General features: G+C 74.1%; 14 protein-coding genes. All 14 read left to right on the plus strand.

Translation table 11 applies throughout. The features are described 5' to 3' along the window. Positions 1-20 precede the first annotated feature (20 nt). Positions 21-2,033, plus strand: coding sequence for an ATP-binding protein (locus ACFV04_RS01940; RefSeq protein ID WP_380526143.1), 2,013 nt, complete (start codon positions 21-23; stop codon positions 2,031-2,033). Next, entirely contained in the window at positions 2,024-2,377 is a 354-nt protein-coding gene (locus ACFV04_RS01945) for a hypothetical protein (protein WP_380339877.1), read from the plus strand. The genes ACFV04_RS01940 and ACFV04_RS01945 overlap by 10 nt, the downstream gene beginning before the upstream one ends. Continuing rightward, a complete protein-coding gene (locus tag ACFV04_RS01950; protein WP_380526145.1) occupies positions 2,374-8,667 on the plus strand; it encodes a DUF4157 domain-containing protein in 6,294 nt (2,097 codons plus the stop codon). Before ACFV04_RS01945 ends, ACFV04_RS01950 begins: the two co-directional genes overlap by 4 nt. A 34-nt stretch (positions 8,668-8,701) precedes the next feature. Continuing rightward, positions 8,702-9,304 (plus strand): hypothetical protein, encoded by a 603-nt coding sequence (locus tag ACFV04_RS01955; protein WP_380526147.1) that lies wholly within the window; start codon positions 8,702-8,704, stop codon positions 9,302-9,304. Next, positions 9,301-9,945 carry a hypothetical protein gene (locus ACFV04_RS01960; RefSeq protein WP_380339868.1) on the plus strand — a complete coding sequence of 215 codons (645 nt, stop codon included), beginning with the start codon at positions 9,301-9,303 and terminating at the stop codon, positions 9,943-9,945. The genes ACFV04_RS01955 and ACFV04_RS01960 overlap by 4 nt, the downstream gene beginning before the upstream one ends. After that, the gene (locus ACFV04_RS01965; protein WP_380339865.1) at positions 9,945-10,298 is read left to right on the plus strand and encodes a hypothetical protein; all 354 of its coding nucleotides are present in this window, start codon (positions 9,945-9,947) and stop codon (positions 10,296-10,298) included. The genes ACFV04_RS01960 and ACFV04_RS01965 overlap by 1 nt, the downstream gene beginning before the upstream one ends. 55 nt (positions 10,299-10,353) lie before the next feature. After that, on the plus strand, positions 10,354-11,448 hold the full coding sequence (locus ACFV04_RS01970) for a hypothetical protein (protein WP_380526149.1): 1,095 nt from the start codon (positions 10,354-10,356) through the stop codon (positions 11,446-11,448). 22 nt (positions 11,449-11,470) lie between these two features. After that, the gene (locus ACFV04_RS01975) at positions 11,471-11,980 is read left to right on the plus strand and encodes a phage baseplate assembly protein V (protein WP_380339859.1); all 510 of its coding nucleotides are present in this window, start codon (positions 11,471-11,473) and stop codon (positions 11,978-11,980) included. Positions 11,981-11,994: 14 nt separating this feature from the next. Next, a complete protein-coding gene (locus tag ACFV04_RS01980) occupies positions 11,995-12,327 on the plus strand; it encodes a hypothetical protein (RefSeq protein ID WP_380339856.1) in 333 nt (110 codons plus the stop codon). 8 nt (positions 12,328-12,335) lie between these two features. Further along, positions 12,336-12,746, plus strand: a complete 411-nt coding sequence (locus ACFV04_RS01985) for a GPW/gp25 family protein (protein WP_380339853.1) — start codon at positions 12,336-12,338, stop codon at positions 12,744-12,746. After that, a complete protein-coding gene (locus ACFV04_RS01990) occupies positions 12,743-15,967 on the plus strand; it encodes a putative baseplate assembly protein (protein WP_380526152.1) in 3,225 nt (1,074 codons plus the stop codon). Before ACFV04_RS01985 ends, ACFV04_RS01990 begins: the two co-directional genes overlap by 4 nt. Further along, positions 15,964-19,743, plus strand: a complete 3,780-nt coding sequence (locus ACFV04_RS01995) for a putative baseplate assembly protein (RefSeq protein WP_380526153.1) — start codon at positions 15,964-15,966, stop codon at positions 19,741-19,743. The genes ACFV04_RS01990 and ACFV04_RS01995 overlap by 4 nt, the downstream gene beginning before the upstream one ends. Before the next feature lie 99 nt (positions 19,744-19,842). Next, the gene (locus ACFV04_RS02000; RefSeq protein ID WP_380526155.1) at positions 19,843-22,062 is read left to right on the plus strand and encodes a hypothetical protein; all 2,220 of its coding nucleotides are present in this window, start codon (positions 19,843-19,845) and stop codon (positions 22,060-22,062) included. A 30-nt stretch (positions 22,063-22,092) separates the two neighbouring features. Next, the gene (locus ACFV04_RS02005) at positions 22,093-23,508 is read left to right on the plus strand and encodes a DUF6519 domain-containing protein (protein ID WP_380526157.1); all 1,416 of its coding nucleotides are present in this window, start codon (positions 22,093-22,095) and stop codon (positions 23,506-23,508) included. Positions 23,509-23,851 lie beyond the last annotated feature (343 nt).

A 23,851-nucleotide genomic window follows, 5' to 3' on the forward strand; every position in this document is an offset into this window, starting at 1 on the left:
ACAGGACGGGAGGTTCGGAGATGAGCACGCGCCGGAGGCAGGGCCGCGACGGCTCGGCGGACGACTCGCACCGGGAGTCGCTGTCCGCCGCGGTCGCCGCCGTGCTCGAACGGGTCGACGCGCACGCGGCCGGCCGTGCTGCCGAGCCCGCCGTCCCGTCGGCCCCCGGCGCCCGCCGGGGCGGGCGCCGGCAGCCCGCCACCGCTCTGGACGCCGTCACCGCTTCCTTCGGGCTCACCCCGTTCGAGCGCGACGTCCTCGTGCTGACCTCCGCCCCCGCGATCGACCCCACGGCCGCCGCCCGGTGCGCCGCGGCGGGCGGCGACCCGGGGCGCGCGTACCCGACCTTCTCCCTCGCCCTCGCCGCCCTGGACCAGCCGCACTGGAGCGCGCTCACCCCGGTCGGCCCGCTGCGCCGCTTCCGGCTGATCGAACTCGACGACGAGACGGCGCTCACCGCCTCCCGGCTGCGGATCGACGAGCGGGTGCTGCACTTCCTGGTCGGCGTGCCGTACCTGGACGTGCGGCTGCACGGCCTGCTCACCCGGGTGGGGCCGCCCGACGGGCTGCCGGGCCCGCACGAGCGGTGCGCCGCCGCGCTGGCGCGGGGGTGGACCTCGGCCGGGCTGTCCGGCCCGCCGCACACCGAGCTGACCGGCGCCGACCGCCGCACCCGCTGGGAGATCGCGGCGGAGGCAGCCCACCGCGCCGGACTCGGCCTCTACGCCGCGCACCGCGAGGACCTGCCCACCGAGCCCGCCGAGCGCGAGCAACTCGCCCGGCTGTGGCAGCGCGAGGCGATCCTGATCCCGGCCGCGCTGCTGGTGGAGAGCGGGGAGCCGGGCCGGGAGCGTCCGCAGGCCCCGAACGGCGCGGAGGCCTTCCTCGCCGGCCTCGCGGTGCCGCTGGTCGTGTCCGGCGACGAGCCCCCGCCCGCCGGGGCCTCGGACCGCAGCAGGCTGACCGTGCCCCCACTCGGCCCCGAGGAGCAGCTGGGGATCTGGGCCGAGGCGCTGGACGGTGCGCCGGGGGTCACCGAGGGCGGACTCCGCGCGCTGGCCGCGCAGTTCTCGCTGCCCGGCCATGTGATCCGCTCGGCCGCGGCGACCGCCCGGCGGGCTGCCGAGTCCAGCGGCAACGGCGGGGACGGCGCCGACGGCGCGGAGGGTGCGGACGTCAGCCGACTGGCCTGGCACGCCGGACTGGTGGAAGCCCGGATGTCCCTGGACGAGCTGGGCCGGCGGGTCGAGCCGCGCGCCGCCTGGGACGACCTGGTCCTGGAGGAACGCCAGCTCGCGACGCTGCGCGAGATCGTCGCCCACGTCCGCCGGCGTGGCACGGTCTACCAGGAGTGGGGCTTCGAGTCGGTGCTGCGCCGCGGCCTCGGCGTGACCGCGCTGTTCGCCGGCGGGTCGGGCACCGGGAAGACGCTGGCGGCCGAAGTCGTCGCCGGGCAGCTCGGCGTGGACCTGTTCGTCATCGACCTCTCCCAGGTCGTCAGCAAGTACATCGGCGAGACCGAGAAGAACCTCCGGCGGGTCTTCGACGCGGCCGAACGCGGCGGCGCGCTGCTGCTGTTCGACGAGGCCGACGCGCTGTTCGGCAAGCGCAGCGAGATCAAGGACAGCCATGACCGCTACGCCAACCTGGAGGTCAGCTACCTGCTGATGCGGATGGAGGCCTACCGGGGCCTTGCCGTGCTCACCACCAACATGAAGAAGGCGCTGGACCCAGCGTTCATGCGGCGGATCAGGTTCGTGGCCGACTTCCCGTTCCCCGGAGTGCCGGAGCGCGCCGAGATCTGGCGGCGGGTCATCCCCGCGCAGACCCCCAGCCGGGGCGTCGATCCGGAGCGGCTCGCCCAGCTCACCGTGGCGGGCGGCTCCATCCGCAACATCGCGCTGTCCGCCGCCTTCCTGGCCGCCGACGAGGACTGCCCGATGCAGATGCGGCACCTGCTGGCCGCCGCGCGCACCGAGTACCTCAAGCTGGAGCGCTCGCTGTCGCCCTCGGAGGTCTCCGGATGGATCTGACCGAGGGGCCCGGGATCGGGCGGAGGAGCAGCGCCGAGCCGGGCAGCGCGGGGACGGGCGGTGCCGGGCGGATCGAGGTCGAGATCGGCGAGCTGGTCCTCGACGGCTTCGCGCGGATCGACCACGAGCGGCTGACGGCGGCGTTCCGGAGCGAGCTGACCCGCCTGGTCGAGACGCGCGGCGTGCCGCTCGCGGTCGGCGGCGACCGCGCGCTGGACCTGCTCTCCGGGCTGCCGCCGCTGCCGGCTGACGCCTCGGCGCAGCGGCTCGGCGAGGCGCTCGCCCGCGCCGTGCACACCGGACTGTCCGGCGGTGGCCGGGCGCCGGAGCGGGGGCGGACATGAGCCGACTGAACGCTCCTGCCCGGGATTCCGGGCAGGACGTCAAGCAGGGCGCGACCCGGCGCAAGACGCGGGCGCCGAAGGCCCGTACGCCCGAGCCGAAGGAGATCGTCTCCGGCGCGGGCCAGCCGCTGGACCCGGGCGTGCGCCGGGAGTTGGAGGCGCGGCTCGGGCACGACCTCAGCCGGGTCCGGGTGCACACCGACCGGGACTCCGCCGCGCTGACCGAGCTGATCGGCGCGGACGCCGTCGCCGTCGGTCCGGACCTCTTCTTCGGCGAGGGCAAGTACCGGCCGGCCGGTGAGGACGGCCGGCGGCTGCTCACCCACGAGCTGCTGCACACCGTCCAGGCCCCGAACCCGCTCGGCGCACTGCGGGCCGGCCGTGACCTGGGCGCGGTCAGCCTGCCGCAGGACGCGATCGAACGGGAGGCGGAGCACGGCGCGCGCGAGGACCGGCCGGCGGCGGCGACGCCGAGTGCCACGCCGGGCTGGCTCCGCTACGCGACCGTCGACGCCGACCGGTTCCGCACCGAGCGGCTCGATCCGGCCACCCTGGTCGACCGGCTGGCAGCCGGCATCCTGCGCTCGCTGCGCGGGGACCCGACCGACTCCTCCGGCCGGGTCCGCCTGCAACTCGCACGCTTCGCACCGGAGTTGCAGGCCTCCGTGCTTGCCCGGCTGGCGGACCGGCTGCCTTCGTCGGACTACACCCGGGTGCTGGAGCTGGTCGAGGCCGCCGAGCACCGCCCGGCCGACGTGGACGGCGCGCAGACGCCCGAGCCGGTGACCGATGCCGCCGACCGGGCCACCGACGAGCGCGGGCAGACGGACGAGCAGGATCGCGACGAGCAGGATCGGAAGCGTCAACTCGACGAGGAAGCACGGCAGTCGGACGACCCGAAGGGTCGGCGCAAGCGCCGCAAGGGGCACGGCGGCAAGAACGACCAGGACGACCAGGAGCGCCCGGAGCAGCAGAACGAGCAGCAGGACGAGCAGCAGGCCCAGCCCGCGGAGGGCGAGGCCGCGCAGACTCCACCGGGCGCGCAGTCGGCTCCGCAGCCGGAGTCCGGTCAGGCCCAGCCCGCCGCCGACGCACAGCCTCCCACCGTCGAGGAGGCACCCCCGACGACCCCCGACGCGGAGCCGGAGCAGGCCGCCACGACGGAGGACGGCGCACAGCCGGCAGCCGTCTCCGTACCCGGCTCGCCCGAAGCCGGACCGGCGGACGCCGCCGCCCAGCCCTCGGCCGGCACGAAGCCGCAGGAGCCCGCCGCCGTGCTGCTGCCGCAGCCCGCACCCGTCAAGCCCGAGCGCCTGGAAGCGATCGCGCGGGCCGAGGACAGCCCGCTCGCCCGGCACGGAATGCTGGAGGGCGACCAGCAGCAGCGCGAAACACCGGACGAGGAACGGCCGTTGGGTCTGGAGCCCGGCGCGGACGCGGAGGTCCACGACGGCCCCGGCACGGACCGGGAGCGGCAGTCGCAGTCGGCCGAGCCCGGGCCGGAGCTCAATCCCGGGGACTTCCTGCCCTCGGCCGATCTCGACGTGTCCGGCGTGCCGACCGCCGATCAGATCCCGGTGACTGCGGACGGCGCGCCCTCCGCGAATGCCGAGGCGCCGGAGTTCCCCGCCCCGCCCGCGACCAAGGCCGACCAGGTGCAGGCCGAGCGGGAGAGCCGGCCCGAGGACGAGGCGGAGCCGACGGCTCCCGAGCAGGCCCAGCCCGACCCGGCCCAGCCTGCGGCCGCCCCCGAGCCGAGCCCCGGCGCCGAGGCCGAGGACCGGAGCGCCCGCGACCTCCAGCCGGAGCAGCCGGTCGAGCAGGAGATCGGCCCCGACCCGGCCACGAACCCGACCGCTACCCCGGCACCGGCCGCCACCGAGCCCGCCCCGACGGAGCCGCAGCAGCCGGAAGCCCCCGCCGAGGAGGCACGCGAGGCCGAGCCCGCGGCCACACCCGAGCCGCAGGGCCCGGGCCCGGAGCTCACCGCCGCGGCCCCCAGCACGACAGGTCCGGTCGGCGGCGACGGCCCCGGCGGGCCCGCCGCCACTCCCGACACCCGTCCCGACACCGGCCGCGACGCCGACGCCGCCACCGCCACCGGCCCGGCTGCCGAGCAGGCCGACGCGCCCGCCGGACTCACCGCCCAGCCCGCCCCGGACGCCTCGCTGGAGTCCGGCGGCGGTGCCTGCGCGGGCCCGCAGCAGCCCACCACCGAGGCGGAGTCGGACGGCGGTGCCGGTGGCAACGGCGGAGGTGCGGGTGGCGGCTGCGCGGCCGGTGGCGCAGCCGGGGGCGCCCCGCCCGAGCAGGAGAAGCAGCAGGCCCCGCCCGACGTCTCCGCCCAGGACCCGCAGAGCGCGCTCGCCACCGCCGCGAGCCTGCCGCCCGATCAGCTGGCCACCACCCTGGACGGCGTGGACGGCTCGGTGGACCGTACGGTCGGCGAGCAGCACGCCCGGTTGCAGGCCGCCCCGCCGACCGTCCAGCGCCCGTCCGGCGCACCGCAGACCCAGTCCGGCACGCCCGAGGCCGCGCCGCCCGCCGTGGCGGTCACGGAGCGGCTGGAGCGGGTCGGTCCGCAGGGCGCGGACGGCGAGCAGCAGAAGGCCCAGCAGAAGAAGGTCGAGGGCCGGAACCCCGGCGACCGGGTCGCCGCGCCGCACGTCGCCGACGACGCGGGCACCCAGGTCTCGCCGCAGGAAGTGCAGCAAGTGCAGGGCGCGGTCGACGGCGTCCCCACGACGGATCCGGCGTTGAACACCACGGTCGGCCGGGCGCCCGAGGTCGAACTGACCGGCGAGAGCGACCCGGCGCGCACCGACCGGCAGGCCGCGAAGCTCAAGGACAGTTCCACGAAGATCCTCGGCGTCGGCCGGGAGGACGCCGCCAAGCCGATGGGCGAGGACCGGATCTACCCGGACGTGCCGAAGGAGACCCTCACCGCCTCCGTACCGGGCGGCGGGGGCAAGGGCGGGGGCGCCAGGGCGGGTGGCGCGGTCGACGTCAAGCCGGGCATCGGCATCGTGACCCAGCAGGAGCGCGGCCCGCAGATCCAGGCCGCGGTCGGCCAGGGCCAGAGCCGACTGGGCTCCGAACAGGCCGAGCAGAAGCAGGGCGAGGCCGATGCGCGCCGGCAGAACCAGGCCGAGGTCGACCAGGCGGTGGCGGACAACGCCCAGGCCCAGGCCGGCGAACGGGGCGAGGCCGCCGAGCAGGTCAAGGGCGAGCGCGAGCAGTGGCGCACCGAGCAGGACCAGAAGACCACCACCGCGGACCAGGACGCCGACGCCGAGCACCAGGACAAGACCGGACAGATCGGCAAGAAGCGCACCGAGGCCGACAAGGACGTCCGGGAGCGTCAGCAGCAGGACAACCAGAAGATCCAGGACAAGCGGAAGGAGGCCGAGGAGAAGGCGCAGAAGGAGAAGGACCGCAAGAAGGAGGAGTCCGAGGGCTGGTGGGGCTGGGTCAAGTCCAAGGTCAAGGCCGCCTTCGACGCGCTGGTCGAGGCGGTCACCAAGGTCTTCGACTACTTCCGCGGCCTGATCAACGACATCATCGACGGCTTCCGAAAGTTCGCGAACTGGGCGATCGACCAGGCGCGAAAGTTCGCCGTCGAGCTGATCGACAAGCTCGCCGACGCGCTGATCAAGATCTGCGACGTACTGCTGGCGGCCTTCCCCGAACTGCGGGACAAGTTCCGCAAGAAGATCGAGGAGTGGCGCGACAAAGCCGTCGCCAAGGTCAACGAGTGGGCGGACAAGCTCAAGAACGCCGTCAACAAGCTGCTCGACCTGCTGGCCGCCGGGCTGAACGCGCTGCTGAACGCGCTGGAGGCCGGGCTCAAGGCCGCGATCGAGGCGGTCCGCAAGTCCGTCATGGACGCGATCGACTTCGTCGAGAAGGCGATCGCGGTCTTCGGAGAGTTCGCGGTCCTGATCGGCGACATCGCCTCCGACCCGGGCGGGTGGCTGAAGAAGCTCGGCACCGCCGCGATCGACGGCATCCAGCACTACCTGTGGGGTGCGATCAAGAGCGCGGTGCGGACCTGGTTCAACGAGAAGGTCGAGTCGGTGGTCGGCCTGACCTCCACCATCGTCAACGTCCTGGTCAAGGGCTGCATCTCGATGGCCCAGATCGGACGGATGGCCTGGCAGGCGATCGTCGCCTCACTGCCCGGAATGATCGTCTCGATCGTCGTCGAGAAGCTGGTGTCGCTGATCGTGCCGGCCGCGGGCGCGATCATGGCGATCATCCAGGGCCTGGTGGCGGCATGGAACACCATCAGCAAGATCGTCGCCGCGATCGGGAAGTTCGTCACCTTCCTCAAGGCGGTCAAATCCGGCTCGGCCGCCTGCCTGTTCGCCGACGCGGTCGCGGCGGGCGTGGTCGCGCTGCTCGACTTCATCTCCAACTTCCTGCTCAGCAAGCTCAAGGGGGCAGGCAAAGCCGTCGGCACCAAGCTCAAGGGGATCGCCCAGAAGATCCTCAAGGGCCTGGCCAGGGCCGGCAAGGGCGCCCGCAAGGCCGCCGGGAACGCCGTCAACAAGGCCCGCGCGAGCCTGCGCCGCGCCACCCAGTCGCTGCGCAAACCTCCCTCCCCCGGCCGCGCCCGGCCCGCCCGCCCGGCCCGTACCGGCCCCGCCCGGCACACCGTCCAGCACGCGGAGCGCCACCCGGCCCCCACCCCCGGACGCCCGCGCCGCGAGGTCACCCGCCCCAAGTCCACCGCACCCCGCCGCCCCACCTCCCCCGTCGGCCGCGCCCTCAACGCCTCCCGCCAGACCGTCAAGTCCGCCCTCACCCGCGTCCGCGTCGCCGCCCGCACCCTCGGCCGGAAGCTCCTGAACAGCAAACTCGGCCGCGCCCTCACCGCCGGCGCCCACAAGCTCCGCGACGGCTACCGCAAACAGCGTGACCGCCTGCGCGCCTGGCACCAGAGGCGCCAACAGCAGCGCGCCCAACGCCGCGCCCACGAGAACTCCCCGGACGCGAAGAAGCAGCGCCTCGAACTGATCGTGGCCCGCATCCGGCCGAAGGTCGATCGCCTGCTCGGTTTCGGCATCGGCCGCCTGACGCTCCGTGGCGTCCTCCGCGGAATGCGGGCGTGGTACCGGCTGACCGGCCTGAGCGCCCGCGAGGACGGGCCGCTGACCGCGATCACCGCCGAACTGAACCCGGAGAAGGACGTCCGGGACCACATCCCGGCGGCCGAGGACCTGGTGCGCAAGAACGAACCCGCACTGATGCGCATCCTGGAACAGCTCGGCGAGAAACTGATCAACGCACCGGAGGTCGTCGCCCAGGCCGGCGTGCTCAACGAGGAGCAGCGCGCCTACCAGGAGCGCCGCAGCGCGTCGGACACGCCCAGCCAGGAGAGCCGGCCGGCCCGGGCCGGTCTGGTCGAGGCACGTGCCATCCACGGGGGGAACCGGCCTCCGGGGCACGAGCGCATCATCATGGCATCCGGCGGTGGCATGGAGATCGGTGTCAGCGAACAGCAGGGCGCCATCAGGAGCGGCGACCGGGCCGGTGAGACTCCGCCAGGGCTGGTCAAGGTGCTCAGCGGTCTGGGGTCGGGGCACTACGTCAAGGCCGGGCCGGCGTCGAAGGACGCGGCGGCCGACAAGTTGGCCGAGATCGAGGACATGCTCGCCCACAGCCTCGGCAAGGAAGGCGTCAGCGCGGCCGACCGATCGACCCAAGCCCGTCAGCGGATGCAGCGAGCCTTCTTCGACCTCGTGCAGCGCCGAGTCCCGCAGGACGAGTTCTTCCGCAGCAATCCGAAGGCCGCCGAGACCATGGCAGCGGCGGCCAGGCTCATGCCGACCGTCGAGGGCGCTCGCTATCCGGCAGCCGCCATGACGAACATCGCGGCCTGGCAACTCGCGAACTTCCCCGAGGCGACCTGGCAGGACGTCGTGTCGAACACCAACACCATGGCGCCACGCAACGCCGTGGCCGGCTCGCAGTACCTGCTGAACCCACAGGGCATCGCCGCCGAGCACACGAACTCCCGGACCGGCGGGCTCACCAGGAGGGGCGCTCAGCTCGAAACGGCCGTGGCGGGGATGACGACACGGTCCAAGCTCCTGATAATCCGCGCTTTCGCCAAGGCCAAGGCCGATGTCCTGATGCTCAGCGACGAACAGCTGGTCCAGCAGTTCCCCCTGTGGGCGATGCACAACGCCGCGAGGTTCCTCGCGCCCGACGGCCGAATAGCGTCGGACGAGAAGCTGCACCCCGGATGGCGGAGATCGCCCGGCGGCCTGTGGATACCCTCGTGACGACTCAACCCCCTACTGCGATGAAGGAGTTCCGTTGACCCTGTTCGTGCGGCTCGTACCCAAGGACGTACTCGGTCGTGCCGAGGTCGACAGGCTCGCGGAAGAAGCCGGTTGGGATCTCCACTCGACGAGTGAGAGCAGCGACGGCTCCCCCTTCCAGAAGATCTGGCTGACGCCCGACCGCGGTGCGGCCGTCTACTGGATCGAGGACGATCTCCTTCAGGTCCACTACTTCCTGATCGCGGGCCTGGACCGGGAACCGAGCGTCGAATTCGTCCGCGGGCGAATCGACGTGCACGACAACGAGACCATGACGGAGCTGTTCGACAGCACCCGGGACGGCGTCGCCCTCATGAACGCCCTGCGGATGCTTTCCGTCCATTGTTACGGCCCGTTCGACCCGGACATGTTCGCCCTGTTCCGCTGGTCGATGAACGATCCCGAGCCGCTCGTCCGACGGATCGCCGTCTTCTGCGCCGGGCGGGTCGACTGGGAGGAACTCCATCCCCTGTTCGTGTTCCTCCGGGAACACGACCCGGAGGAGAAGGTCCGGGACCAGGCTCGCGCCACCATCGCGGAGCGCGACCGCCGGGCCTCCCCGGAGAAGGACTCCGACGGGGAAGGAGGGGACGCGTGACCGGCTACACCGACGCCCCCAAACCCATCAGGTCCGGGCTGGTCATCGTGGATCCGCAGCGGGGGACTCCGCAGCGGGTCATCGTGCTGCAGTTCAATCCGGACAGCCTGGAGCGGTCGTTGGCGCCGCAGGTGGCGGGGGCGGACGGGAGTGGGGACCGGACGGAGGCGTTGCGGCTGAAGGGGCCGGCCGTCGAGACGTGGAAGTTCACCGCGGAGCTGGACGCCACCGACCAGTTGGAGCTGCCGTCGCCGAACGGGATCCATCCGCAGCTGGCGACGCTGGAGTTGCTGGTGCAGCCGGCCAGTGCGCAGCTGCTGGCCAATCAGGCGCTGGCCGCGCTGGGCACTCTCGAAATCACTCCGATCGAGGCCCCGCTGACCCTCTTCACCTGGGGTGGCAAGCGGATCCTGCCGGTGCGGCTGACCGAACTCACCATCACCGAGGAGGCGTTCGACATCGACCTGAATCCGATCAGGGCGGCCGTCGCGATCGGTCTGCGGGTCCTGACCGTCAGTGATCTGCCGACCGGGCACCGCGGGGCGGAGCTGTACCTGGCGCATCTGGCGCAGAAGGAGCGGCTGGTCGGCACGGCGGCCGGTGGCCGGCTGAGTGCGCTCGGCCTCGGAGGGGGGTTCTGATGACCGTCGACGACCCGCTGAACGGGCTGCCCGCGCCCTCGCCGTACCCGCTGACCAGCCGGTACCACGGCGTCCCGGTGGCCTTGCGCACGACGCCGGACGGGCGGCAGGTGCCGTACCTGCAGCGGAGGTTGCTGCCGAGCGCGGACGGTCTGACCCCGCTGGCCGAGCACACCGTGAGCGTCGGCGACCGCCTCGACCTGCTCGCGAACCGCTACCTCGGCAGCGCCGACCAGTGGTGGCGGATCGCCGACGCCAACCCGGTGGTCGATCCGCGGGAGTTGACCGCGACGCCGGGTCGGCGGATCACCATCGCGCTGCCCGGCGCGGTGCCGGGGGTGGGCAGTGCCTGACCTCTCGGCCGTCACGGGGGGCGGGCCGGTCGGGTCGATCCGTCTCAGCCTGCTGATGGGTCCGCAGATCCCGGTGCCGGTGCCGCAGCCGGTGACGGACGCCCTGCTGTCGGCGCAGGTCACGGTGGCGTCCGGGCAGCGCAGTGGGTTCCAGCTCGCCTTCGACCTGTCGAAGCAGGGTCTGATCAACACCGCGCTGCTGCCGGGCGGCTTCTTCGACCCGAAGACCAGGGTCGTGCTGATGGTGACCGTGACGGGCACCCCGACCGTACTGATGGACGGTGTGATCATCCGCCAGGAGGTGGGCATCAGCAACCAGCCCGGCCAGTCCACGCTCACCGTGACCGGCGAGGACCTGACGGTGCTGATGGACCTGGAGGAGCAGGCCGGGGTGCCCTTCCCCGCGATGTCCCCGGCGGCCCGGGTCACCGCGATCATCGGCAAGTACGGGCAGTACGGCATCCTGCCGCTGGTCGTCCCCGAGCTGGTGCCGCAGACGCCGATGCCCACCCGGCGGATCGACTTCCAGAAGGGCACCGACCTCGGGTACGTCAGCGAGCTGGCGAAGGCCAACGGTTACGTGTTCTACCTCGACCCGGGCCCGGTCCCCGGGATGAGCCGCGCCTACTGGGGGCCGGAGAACCGGCTCGGCGTCCCGCAGCACGCGCTGAACGTGAACATGGACGCGCTGTCCAACGTCGACCAGCTGACGTTCGCCTTCGACGGCACGGCCCGCGAGGAGCCGGAGGCCCGCATCCAGCTCCCGGCGACCAAGGTGTCCTCCGTCCTGCCGGTGCCGGAGGTCAGCATCCTGCGCCCGCCGCTGGCGCTCAAGCCCGCGCCGGCGCTGAAGAAGAAGGTCATCGCCGACACCGCCAAGAAGGACACCAGCCAGGCCGTCGCCGAGACCATCGCCAAGGCGATGCAGTCGGCGGACGCCGTCTCCGGCTCCGGCCAGCTCGACGTCGTCCGGTACGGGCACGTGCTGCGGCCGCGCGAGCTGGTCGGCGTCCGCGGCGCCGGGCTCACCTACGACGGCCTGTACTTCGTCAAGAGCGTCACCCACAACCTCAAGCGCGGCTCGTACACCCAGAACTTCACGCTGACCCGCGAGGGCCTGATCGCCCTCCAGCCGACCGTCATCCCCTGATGCTGCAGCAGGAGTTGCCCGCATGGCCGAACCGACCCGCTACCTCGGCAAGTTCCGGGGGACGGTGGTGAACAACGCCGACCCGCTCGGGATCGGCCGCATCCAGGCCCAGGTGCCCGACGTGCTGGGCGAGGCCGTGTCGACCTGGGCGATGCCCTGCTTCCCGGTGGCCGGTCCGGGCATGGGGCACTACGCGGTCCCGCCGGTCGGGGCGGGCGTGTGGGTGGAGTTCGAGCAGGGCGACCAGAGCTACCCGATCTGGACGGGCTGCTGGTACGGCTCCGCCTCGGAGGTCCCGGTGGAGGCGGCGACCGGCCCGCCGGGGGCGCCGAACACGGTGCTGGAGACCACCGGGCGGCGGGTGATCGTCCTGTCCGACGACCCGACCACGGGGATCACGCTCCGCACCCCGAGCGGGGCCTCGATCGTGATCAACGACTCGGGCATCCAGATCAGCAACGGCCAGGGCGCCTCGATCTCGCTCGTCGGCGCCACCGTTTCCATCAACCAGGACGCTCTGAGCGTGACCTGACGGGGGAGAACGTCATGACCGGAAATCTGCTGCACGTCAATGCGACGGTGACCTGCCCGCACGGCGGCCAGGTGACGGCCCGGCCCGCCCAGGCGCGGGCGCTGGTCGCCGGCCAGGCCGTCACCAGCACGGCCGACCAGTACACCGTCACCGGCTGCCCGTTCAACGTGGCCGGCAAGCCGCAGCCCTGTGTGACGGTCCGCTGGGTGCTGCCGTCCGCCCGGATCCGGGTGAACGGCTCCCCCGCGCTGCCGCAGTCCGCCGTCGGGCTGTGCCAGAGCGCCGAGCAGGTCCCGCAGGGGCCGCCGATCGTGACCGTCGTCCAGCAGCGGGCGGTGGGGGTGTGAACACCGGCATGAACACCGGGCCCGTGAACATCTCACAACTGCCCGCCCCGGCCCGGACGGACCTCGCGTTCCCGTTCCGGATCGACAGCCGCGGGCGCACCGCCGAGGCGGCGTACGACGACCATGTGCGCGACCTGATCGAGCAGTTGCTGTTCACCAGCCCCGGCGAGCGGGTCATGCACCCGGACTTCGGCTGCGGGCTGCTCGACCTGGTCTTCGCGCCGAACAGCCCGGAGCTGGCGGCCACCCTGCAGCTGTCCGTCCAGGCGGCGCTTCAGCGGTGGCTCGGCGACGTGATCGAGATCGCCGCGCTCGACGTGGAGAGCGAGGACAACGTGGTACGGGTCGAGCTGGCGTACGTGGTCCGCCGGACCGGTACGCAGCGGCAGGACGTGTTCGAGGGCGGGGTGGCGGCATGACCGGGCGATCCGAGGAACCGACGGCCCGGTGCGGGACGGAACAGTGCGGGACGGAGCTGCGGCGCGCCGACGTGCGCGCGGCGCACCTGCTGGGCCTGGACGGCGCCGAGCCGGAGGACGACGGACGCACGCTGACCGTGACCTTCCTCGGCCGGGCGCCGGGCGAGCTCGGCCCGGAGAACATCCGCGTCGACGGCGGCCGCCGGATCACCGGACTGCGCGCCCTCGCGGTCGAGATCGAGCGCGCGGACGACCCGGAGCTGGACGACCGGATGCACGTCACCCTCGACCGGGTCGGCGACACCTCCCGCTACCGGCTGACCGTGGTCGAGGCGGACGCCTACGGCCGGCCGGGCACCCGACCGTACCCGGGCTTCGACCCGAGGTACGCGAGCACCGGGTTCTCCTTCGGCGCCGACTGCCCCTCCCCCTACGACTGCCGCACCGAGGAGAGCTGCCCGCCCTCCGCCCCGGCGTCCGCCGTCATCGACTACACCGCCCGCGACTACGAGAGCCTGCGCCGGCTCGTGCTGGACCGGATGAGCCTGACCACCCCCGGCTGGACCGAGCGGCACCTGCCCGACCTCGGCATCACCCTGGTCGAGCTGCTCGCCCACACCGCCGACCAGCTCTCCTACCAGCAGGACGCGGTGGCCACCGAGGCGTACCTCGACACCGCCCGCCGCCGGGTGTCGGTGCGCCGGCACGTCCGGCTGATCGACTACGCCGTGCACGACGGCTGTAACGCCCGGGCGTTCGTCGCCCTGGCGACGGACCGCCCGCTCACCCTCCACCCCGGCGGCTTCCGCTTCGCCGCCGTCGACGTCAGCCGGCTCGGTCCGCAGGAACGCCCGGAGCTGTCCACGGTGATCCCCGACGAGCAACTGGACGCGCTCACCCGAACCGCGGCGGTCGAGGTGTTCGAGCCGCTCGGCGGAACGGACCTGGTGCTGCACCCCGAGCACAACACCCTGCGGTTCTGGACCTGGGGCGACCAGGACTGCGTCCTGCCGAAGGGCGCGACTTCCGCCACCCTGCGCGACGACTGGCACGAGGCCGACCGGCCCGAGGACCGCACCCGGCACCTGGCGCTGCGCCCCGGCGACCTGCTGGTCGTCGAGGAGGTGCTCGGCCCGCGCACCGGCGCCGCCGCCGACGCCGACCCCGCGCACCGCCAGGCCGTCCGGCTCACCTCGGTCACCCGTCTGGTCGACGAGCTGTACCAGCAGCCCGTGGTCGAGGTCGAGTGGGCGCCGGAGGACGCGCTCTCCTTCCCGGTCTGCCTGTCCGCACGCGGCGGGAGCGACTGCGGCCCGATCACCGACGTGAGCGTCGCCCGCGGCAACGTCGTCCTGGTCGACCACGGCCGCTCGCTCACCTTCTGCGGCGGAGCCCCGGAGACCTTCGCGGTGCCGCCGGAGCCGGTCCGGGTGGCTCCCTGCGGACCGGACGGATCCGGCTGCGCGGACCGCACCGGGGGCAGCCCCGCGGCGGAGGCGATCCACGAACTGCTCGACCGGACCAGGACCGGCCGCCAGCTCGGCCCGCACCAGGTCCGCGAGCTGTACGCGCTGCTCGGCGAGGCGGCGGTCCGGCGGGCCGGGCTGAGCATCCAGCTCGCGCCGGGCGCGAACGCGGAGGGCGAGGACGGCCAGGGCACCGTGGTCGAGCCGCCCACGGCCGACGCCCAGGCGGCAACGCTGGAGGCGCTGCTCGACCAGACCCGTTACCCCGTCCTGCCGCAGCCCTTCCGCCCGGTGCTGCGCTACGCGCCGGTGACCCAGGCGGCCGCCTACCCCGACCGGGCGCACGTCTGCGCCCGGCAGGCCGCCCTGCTCGCCGGCATCCCCGAACGGGTCCGCCGGCGGCTGGAGGAGCTGTGGCACCGCGCGGACTGCGGCCACCCCCTCTCCCGCGCCGAACTCGCCGAACTGACCCTGCTGTTCGGGGCCCCGGTGGTGCAGGAGCTGCACCTCGCCGAACGGCCCGCCGCCGGGCTGCGCGAACTGCTGGCCCGCCGCACCCGCCTGCTCGCCGCCAAACTGCGCCGCCTGGACGTGCTCACCGCCCGGGCCCGCTCCGGCGGGGTGCTCCGGCGGCCCGGCGTCTGGGAGGTGGCGCAGAGCTGGGGCGGGCGGTACGCCTCCGGGCTCGACCCCGACTCCCCCGCGCTGGCCGGCCCGGCGTCCGGGATCGCCGTCCAGGACCCCCGTGCCGCACTGCCGGCCGTCCGGGCCACCGCCGGGGGCCAGGAGTGGACGCCCCGCCGGGACCTGCTCGCCGACGGCCCGCGCGACCGGCACTTCGTCGGCGAGCCGGAGGACGACGGCCGCCTCGCGCTGCGCTTCGGCGACGGGCGGCACGGTCAGCCGCCCCGGCCCGGCGCGGAGTTGCGGGTCGCCTACCGGATCGGCAACGGCACGGCCGGCAACGTCGGCGCGGAGGCCATCAACCACCTGGTGGTCTGCCAGGACCAGCCGCCCCACCCCAGGGGGCCCAGCACCGTCGTACCGCCGCAGGACGCGCTGCTCCGGGTCCGCAACCCGATGCCCGCGAGCGGCGGCACCGATCCCGAACCGCTCGACCAGGTACGGCAGTCGGCCCCGCTCGCGCTGAGCCGCACCCGGCTGCGCGCCGTCACCGCCGCCGACTACGCGGAGCTGGCCGCAGCCCTGCCGGGCGTCCGGCGGGCCGCCGCCGAACTCCGCTGGACCGGCAGCGTCCAGGAGGTCCACGTCGCCGTCGAGCCGTACGGGCACGCCACCGCTGACACCGCCCTGCTCGAAGCGGTCGGACACGGCCTGGAGGCGTACCGCCGGATCGGCCACGACCTGGTCGTCCGCCCCGCCCTGGTGGTGCCGCTCGACCTCGAACTGCAGGTCTGCGCCGCCCCCGGCCACCAACGCGGTCACGTGCTCGCCGAGTTGCGGCGGGTGCTGGGCACCCGCGCCCTGCCGGGCGGCCGCCTCGGCTTCTTCCACCCCGACGCGCTGGGCTTCGGCGAGCCGGTGCGGGTCTCCCGGCTGGTGGCCGCGGCCGCCGCCGTACCCGGCGTGGTCAGTGCCCGGGTCACCCGGCTGCGGCGGCAGTTCGGGCGGGACGACGGCGAGCTGGCCGACGGGCTGCTGCGGCCCGGCGCGCTGGAGATCGCCGGCTGCGACAACGACCCCGACTGGCCGGAGAACGGCCGGCTCTCGATCGTGATCGGAGGTGGCCGATGAGCGGCCAGTGCACCTGCGGCTGCTTGGGCACCGCCACCGCGACGCCGGTCCCGCTGTTCAACCCGCCCGGGCTGGACGCCATCGACTACCGGGTCGGCAGCTACGGGGAGTTCCTCGACAGCCTGCTCGCCCGGCTGTCCGGACCCGCCTACCCGGCGCTGCGCGACCTGACCGTCCGTACCCCGGACGACCCGGCGATCGCGCTGCTGGACTCCTGGGCCGTGCTCGCCGACGTGCTCACCTTCTACTCGGAGCGGATCGCCAACGAGGGCTACCTGCGCACCGCCACCGAGGAGGTCTCGCTCACCCTGCTCGGCCGGCTGGTCGGGCACCGACCCCGGCCCGGCGTCGCCGCCGACACCTACCTCGCCTACACGCTCGACCACGACCCGCGGGCCGCCGAGGACCCGACCGTGACCATCCCGCGCGGCGCCCGCAGCCAGAGCGTCCCCGGCCCCGGCGAGGACCCGCAGTCCTTCGAGACCGTCGAGGACCTCGCCGCCCGCTCCGCCTGGAACGAACTGGCGGTGCTGCGCCGCCGCCCGTACCAGCTGACGCCCGGACAGCTGAACCCCGGTGGCCGGGCCGAGCTGTTCGCCGCCGGCACCGCCAACAACATCAAGCCCGGCGACCGGCTGCTGTTCGTGTTCAGCTCCGACAAGGCCGCCGACCCGGTCCACCGGGTGCTGCGGCTGGTGCCCGAGGTGCGGATCGACCGCGAGAACGACGTCACGGTGATCGGGCTGCCCCGGGACCTGCGCACCCTCAAGGACCTGCGCGCCGAGCTGGCGGACTGGATCACCGTCTCCGAGAACGCCCCGAACCCCAGGCCCGGGCACAGCCGGATCGTCCGGGACTTCGACGACCAGGTGCTGGCCCCGCTGCGCGCCGACCTCGACCGGCCGTCCGGCCCGCTGAGCACCCCCGCGGACTTCGCCGACCGGCTGGCCCCGGTGATCGCGCGGTCGGCCGAGGCCGCCGAACTGGCGCGCTCCCAGCAGCCGGTGGCCGACTGGTTCGGACGCCTCGGCGAGGAGCTGTCCGGCCTGCGCGACCGCGCCCACCAGCTGGAGCCGCCGCAGGCTCCCGAGAAGCCCGGACCGCACCCTCCCGGCATCGGCACCGCCGACCCGGCCGTCCGCGGACTCGGCTCGGTGCTGGCGGCGCTGCGCACCGCCCCCGCCCGGCCCCCGCTGAGCGCCCGGGACCTCGCCCGCGACCCGCAGCGCCTGTTCGCGCCCGGATCGGACCTCGGCGTGCAGTTGCTGTCCGCACTCGACCCCCGGCTGCGCGACGGCCTCTACCCCGCCTGGCGGCAGGTCGACCTGACGGCGCCGCTCGCCGTGCACGAGATCCAGGCGATGCGGGTGGTCGCCACCCCGTTCGGCGCCACCGCGCCGCTCAAGCCCGTCTACGGCAACGACGGCCGGATCGACCGCTACGTGGACTGGCCGCTCTCCGGCAGCACGCTGATCGGCGTCCGGGTCGGCTTCGACACCGCCGGCACCGTCCCGAAGACCGCCGACTTCACGTACGTCGAGGCCGGCAGCCTGACGCACAACGGCTTCTCGCTGCCGTGGGACCACACCTTCCCCTTCGGGCCCGGACAGGTCACGATGGTCACCACCGAGCCGCCGGCGCCGCAGCCGAATCCGCACGCCACGGCCGTGCGCGCCGCCGTGCCCGCTCCCGACCAGGAGGCCGGGGTCAGCGCCACGTTCCTGGCCAAACTGCCCGAGCGCACCGTCTTCGTGTCCCGCCCGCAGGCCGACGGCCGCATCCACGTGAAGGTCGACGGCGGGCCCGGCGCCGCGCTCGACTACCAGCTCGACCCGGGCCAGGAGAAGACCGGCGAGTCCGGCGAGCTGAACGTCCGGGTCCACCGCTACACCGCCACCGACGAGTCGCCGCCCGCGGTCGAGGTGGTGTTCACCACCAAGCTGCAGCCGGTCTCCGGCACGGTCCTCACCCTCGACGCCGTGTACGACCAGATCGCGCCCGGCAGCTGGGTGGTCATCCAGCGCCCGCGCAAGGGAATCGACGGCGGCATCCCGGGCAACCGCGACCTCGCCGAGGTCATCACCCGGGTGACCGACGTACGGGTGATCTCCCGCGCCGACTTCGGCATCACCGGCAAGGTCACCGAACTGTCCCTTCAGCAGCCGTGGTCGGACGAGAAGGACACCCAGCTCTCGGACATCCGGGACGCCACCGTCTACGCCCGCGGCGAGCCGCTGCGGCTCGCCGACGAGCCCGTCACCGAGGAGGTCCACGGCGACCGGATCGAACTCGCCCGGCTCTACGACGGGCTGACCCCCGGCCGGTGGATCGCGGTCAGCGGCGAGCGGACCGACATCCCGAACACCACCGGGGTCCGGGGCACCGAACGCGCCATGATCGCCGGCGTCGAGCAGAGCGTCGACCCGCGCCTGCCCGGGGACACCGTCCGCACCACCATCACGCTCAGCACCCGCCTCGCCTTCCGCTACCGGCGCGACACCGTCCAGGTCCTCGGCAACGTGGTCCGCGCCACCCAGGGCGCCACCCGCGACGAGGCCATCGGCAGCGGCGACGCCGGCATCCCCGGCCAGCGCTTCACGCTGTGGCAGTCGCCGCTCACCTGGCTCGCCGCCGACACCCCCAGGGGCGCGCGCAGCACCCTGGAGGTCCGGGTCGACGGGGTGCGCTGGCACGAGGTCGACAGCCTCGCCGGGCGCGGCCCGGACGAACAGGTCTACGTCACCGCGACCACGACCGACGGCCGCACCACCGTCACCTTCGGCGACGGCGTGCACGGTTCACGCCTGCCCACCGGCCGGGAGAACGTCCGTGCCCGCTACCGGATCGGCATCGGCGAGAGCGGCAACGTCGGCGCCGGACGGATCACCCAGCTCACCACCCGCCCGCTCGGCGTCTCCGCCGTCGTCAACCCGCTGCCCGCCACCGGCGGCGCCGGACCGGACGGCCCGGGCCTGGCCAGGCACAACATCCCGCTCGCCGTCACCGCCCTGGACCGGCTGGTCTCGGTGCCCGACTACGAGGACTTCACCCGCTCCCGGGCCGGCATCGGGCGCGCGAGCGCCACCCGGCTCTCGGACGGCAGGCGGGAGCTCGTCCACGTCACGGTGGCCGGGGTGGACGACATCCCGTTCACCGCCGACTCCGACCTGATCCGCACCCTGCGGTCCTCGCTCACCACCTACGGCGACCCGAAGCTGCCGGTCGAGGTCGCGCTGCGCGAACTCGTCCTGCTGGTCGTCGCCCTGAGCGTCAAGGTCGACCCGGACCACTCCTGGGACCTGGTCGAACCGGCGCTGCGCCGCGCCCTGCTCGACCGGCTCGGCTACGCCGGGCGCCAACTCGGCCAGAGCACCCACCTGTCCGAGGTGCTCACCGCCGCCCAGGCCGTCCCCGGCGTGGACTGGGTCGAGGTCGACGCCTTCACGGGCGTGCCCGGCAGCCTCACCCCGGAGGGCCTGGAGCACCTGCCCGAGCGGCTCGCCCAGCCGCAGCCGAGCGTCCCGGCCCGACTCGCCCGCTTCGACGAACAGCGGTACCGGGTGCGGGGCCCCGAAGCGGAGACCCTCACCGAGGTCGCCGCCCGTAACGGCATCTCGGTCGCCGAGCTGCTGCGCCTCAACCCGTCCGTCACCGACACCCGGCCGCTGCCGCCCGACCGCGTGGTGACGGTGTTCCGCGGCATCCGTCCGGCCCAACTCGCCCTGCTGTCACCGAACCTGCCCGACACGTTGATCCTCAAGGAGGTCGTCCGATGAGCGAGCGGTGGGGTCCCCCGGCCGGAGGCCGGGGGGAGAGCGAACCATCAAGCGGTGCGTGTGGGCGAATGCCCCTGCCGAGCGAAGCGAGGTGGGCGCATGACTCGTGATCCGGACGGACTGGTGGAGCTGCTGCCGCAGTGGCACCGGCTGCGGGACGCCGAGGCGGGCGAGCCGCTGCGCGCCCTGCTGGCCGTCATCGCCGAGCAGGTCGACGTCGTCCGCAGCGGTGTCGAACAGGGCTACCAGGACTGGTTCGTGGAGACCGCCGCCGACTGGGCCGTCGCCTACCTCGGCGACCTGGTCGGCTACCGGATCCTGCCCGGCTACGAGGAGGTGCTCGCCACCGGCCTGCACGGCGGGGCCTCCCCGGAACGGGCCGCGGCCCGCGACCGGCTCGCCGCCCGGCTGGCGCCGCGGCACGACGTCGCGAACACCGTCGCCAACCGCCGGCGCAAGGGCACGCTCGCCCTGCTGGAGGAGCTGTCCGCCTCGGTCGCCGACTGGCCGGCCCGGGCGGTGGAGCTCTCCCGGCTGCTCGGCGGCACCCAGCCGGTGCGGCTGCTGCGCCCGGACGAGGAGCCGGCCGACCGTCAGCGGCTCAGCCGGGGCCGGCTGGTCGACGTGCGGCGCGGCGCCGAGCTGGACCTGCTCGGCGGGCCCTTCGACGGGCAGGCGCACACCGCCGACGTCCGCCGGGCCGCTTCCACCCGCCGCCAGGGCGGCTACACGCCGGCCGGTGTCGCCCTGTACGTCTGGCGGCTGAAGCCGTACCCGGTCACCCGGGCGCCCGCGTACTGCATCGACCGGGCCAGGAACCTCTACACCTTCTCGGTCCTCGGCAACGACGCCCAGTTGGTCACCAGACCCGAGCCGGAGCCGTCGACCACCCACCTCGCGACGATCGACAACGTGCCGGCCCCGATCCGGCGCCGGCAGCTCGCCGAGCGCCTGGCCGACTACTACGGGCCGGGCAAGAGCTTCGCCATCCGGCGCGACGGCGCCCAGGAGCCGGTCCCGCCCGCCGAGATCACGGTGGCCGACCTGAGCGACTGGACGTACCGGCCCAAGCGCGGGCAGGTCGCCGTCGACCCGCTGCTCGGCCGGATCGCCTTCGGCGCCCGCTCCGCCCCGCGCCGCGGCGTCTGGGTCGACTACCACTACGCGTCCGGCGACGACACCGGCGGCGGGGAGTACCCGCGCGACCGCCCGGAGGCCCGGCACCGGACGGTCTACCGGGTCGGCCCCGGCGAGCCGTACGAGCGGATCAACGACGCCTACCGGAAGTGGCGCGCCGACCAGGAGTCCGGCAGCGCGGGCGGCGCCGCCGTCATCGAGATCACCCACAGCGGCGCCTACCAGGAACAGCTGGACTTCGACCTGGCGGCCGACGACCGCCTCGAACTGCGCGCCGCCGAGGGCACCCGGCCGGTGATCCGGCTGCTCGACTGGTACAGCAACCGGCCGGACGCGCTCAACGTCCGGGGCGTCTGCCCGGGCGGGCGGCTGGTCCTGGACGGGCTGCTGATCACCGGTCGCGGGGTCAACGTCACCGGACCGCTGGCCTCCGTCACCCTGCGGCACTGCACCCTGGTGCCGGGCTGGTCGCTGGAGCCGCACTGCGAACCGCACTCGCCGCAGGAGCCCAGCCTCGTGCTGGACCACACCACCGCCTGCGTGAAGATCGAGCGCAGCATCCTGGGCACGATCCAGGTCGTCGGCGACGAGGTCGACACCGACCCGCTGGAGATCCACCTCGCCGACAGCATCCTGGACGCCACCGGGCCCGAGCGCCCGGCGCTCTCCGGGCCCGACTGCGAGCACGCCTACGCGCTGCTGCACGCCCACCGATCCACGGTGGTCGGCGAGGTGCACACCCACGCGGTGCCGATCGCCGAGGACTGCGTGTTCACCGGGCGCCTGCGGGTGGCCCGCCGCTCGCTCGGCTGCCTGCGGTTCTGCTACGTCCCGCCGTGCTCGCGCACCCCGCGCCGGTACGAGTGCCAGCCGGACCTGGTGCGTTCGGCGGTGACCGAGCTGGTCGAGCGCGGCGAGCTGGACCCGGCGCAGGCCGCCCGGCTGCGCGAGCTGGAGGCCGAGCGGGTCCGCCCGCTGTTCACCAGCCTGCGGTACGGCACGCCCGGCTACGGCCAGTTGGCCGCCGGGTGCGCGCCGGAGATCACCCGCGGCGCCGAGGACCGCTCCGAACTCGGCGCCTTCCACGACCTGTTCCAGCCCCAGCGCGAGGACAACCTGCGGGCGCGGCTGGCCGAGTACACCCCGGCCGGCACCGACGCCGGGATCTTCCACGCCTCCTGACCCGCTCCGAGTGACTCCGAAAGGGAACCCGTGCACGCAGACTTCTCGCGCCTGACCTTCCGGCCCGGCAAGCACTACTCCGCGGTGCTGACCCAGCAGGGCCGGGTCCAGCTCGACGCCGACGCCAACGAGCAGGCCGCGATCGAGCGGTACCAGCTGCGCACGCTCGCCGCCGACCTGATCGGCCGCCGCGGCGGACCGGCCGCGGCAGCCGGGTTCGCGATCGGCTACGTGCCGGGCAACCACGAGGTGGACGACCTCACCATCGGCGGCGGCCGCTACTACGTGGACGGCATCCTGTGCGAGGCCGACCGGCCCGGGCCCGGCATCGCCGTGCCCGACGACGGCGGCCAGGGCGACGACAGCGACGCCCGGGAGGCGCCCGCCGGCTGGACGTACTGGGACCAGCCGGACGCCTACCGGGACCAGGAGCGCGACGGCGACCGGCTGCCCGGCGAATTCCCGTTCCTGGTCTACCTGAAGGTCTGGGAGCGCAGCGTCACCGCCGTCGAGGACCCGGAGATCCGCGAGGTCGCGCTCGGTGCGGCGATGCCCGACACGGCGGCCCGGGCCAAGCTCGTCTGGCAGGTACTCGCGCTGCCCGCCTCGGAGTTGAGTGTTCCGGACGGCGGGGCGTCCCGGGTGCGGGAGGCCTTCGACGCGTGGGCCGAGGCGCACGAGCGGCCGGGCGGGCTGCTGGCCGCGCGCGCCCGGCGGCCGGAGCGGGCGAGCGAGGACCCGTGCCTGGCCCACCCCGAGGCCGGATACCGGGGTCCGGAGAACCAGCTGTACCGGGTGGAGGTCCACCACGGCGGCTCGGCGGAGGGCTGCGCCACGTTCACGTGGTCCCGGGAGAACGGCTCGGTCGTCCTGCCGATCGCCTCGATCGAGGGCGTCTGGGTCGACCTCACCACGCTGGGCGACGACGACAAGCTCAGCCTCTCGGTCGGCGACTGGGTCGAGGTCGCGGACAGCGCGTACGTCAGCCGGGGCGAGGCGGCGAACCTGCTCCAGGTGGAGGAGACCGACCTGCCGGGGCGCCGGGTGCGGCTGTCCGCCGAACCGGTGCCGGAGGTCGGGCGGCTGGCCGAGCGCCACCCGTTCCTGCGCCGCTGGGACCACCGGGCGCCCCGCGGCCGGGACGCCCTGCCACTGGCCGGCGGCGCCCTGCAGCTCCAGGAGGGCGCCTGGCTCGACCTGGAGGACGGCGTCCAGGTGTACTTCCGACCGGGCGGTGGATACACCCGGGGCGACTACTGGCTCATCCCCGCGCGGACCGCCACCGGCTCGGTGGAGTGGCCGCAGAACGCGGCCGGCGAAGCGCTGCTCCGGGAACCGGCCGGGGTCCGGGTGCACCATGCCCCGCTCGCCTGGGTGAAGGGCCCGACCACGGTCGTCGACCTCCGACAGACCTTCGCCCCGCTGACCGCCCCCACCCCGCAGTAGGGCCACGGCCCGCGCATCGGGTACCTCATCGGCCAGGCCCCACCCCGGGCCTGGGTGAGGCTGTCCGCCGGACACGGCACCCAGGGCTTCCACGTGGGAGAAGAAGGTCGGCACGCCGGGGTCGTCGCCGACGATCGGCCCGGCCGGGGTGCGGGACCCGAAGACGTGCGCGGCGTCCTCGATGATCCGGATGCCCCGGTCGACCAGCAGCCCGCGGACGTCCCGGGCCGCCACGAACAGATGGTCGGCGGCGGCACCGGTGAGCGCCGGGGCGGGCGGGGAGGGGCGGTCTGACCCCGGGTCCGGGAAGCCCTTGCCACTGCTGTCGAGGTCCCACCAGGTG

The organism is Kitasatospora sp. NPDC059599, from assembly GCF_042735125.1.
In the GTDB taxonomy this organism is placed as follows: domain Bacteria; phylum Actinomycetota; class Actinomycetes; order Streptomycetales; family Streptomycetaceae; genus Kitasatospora.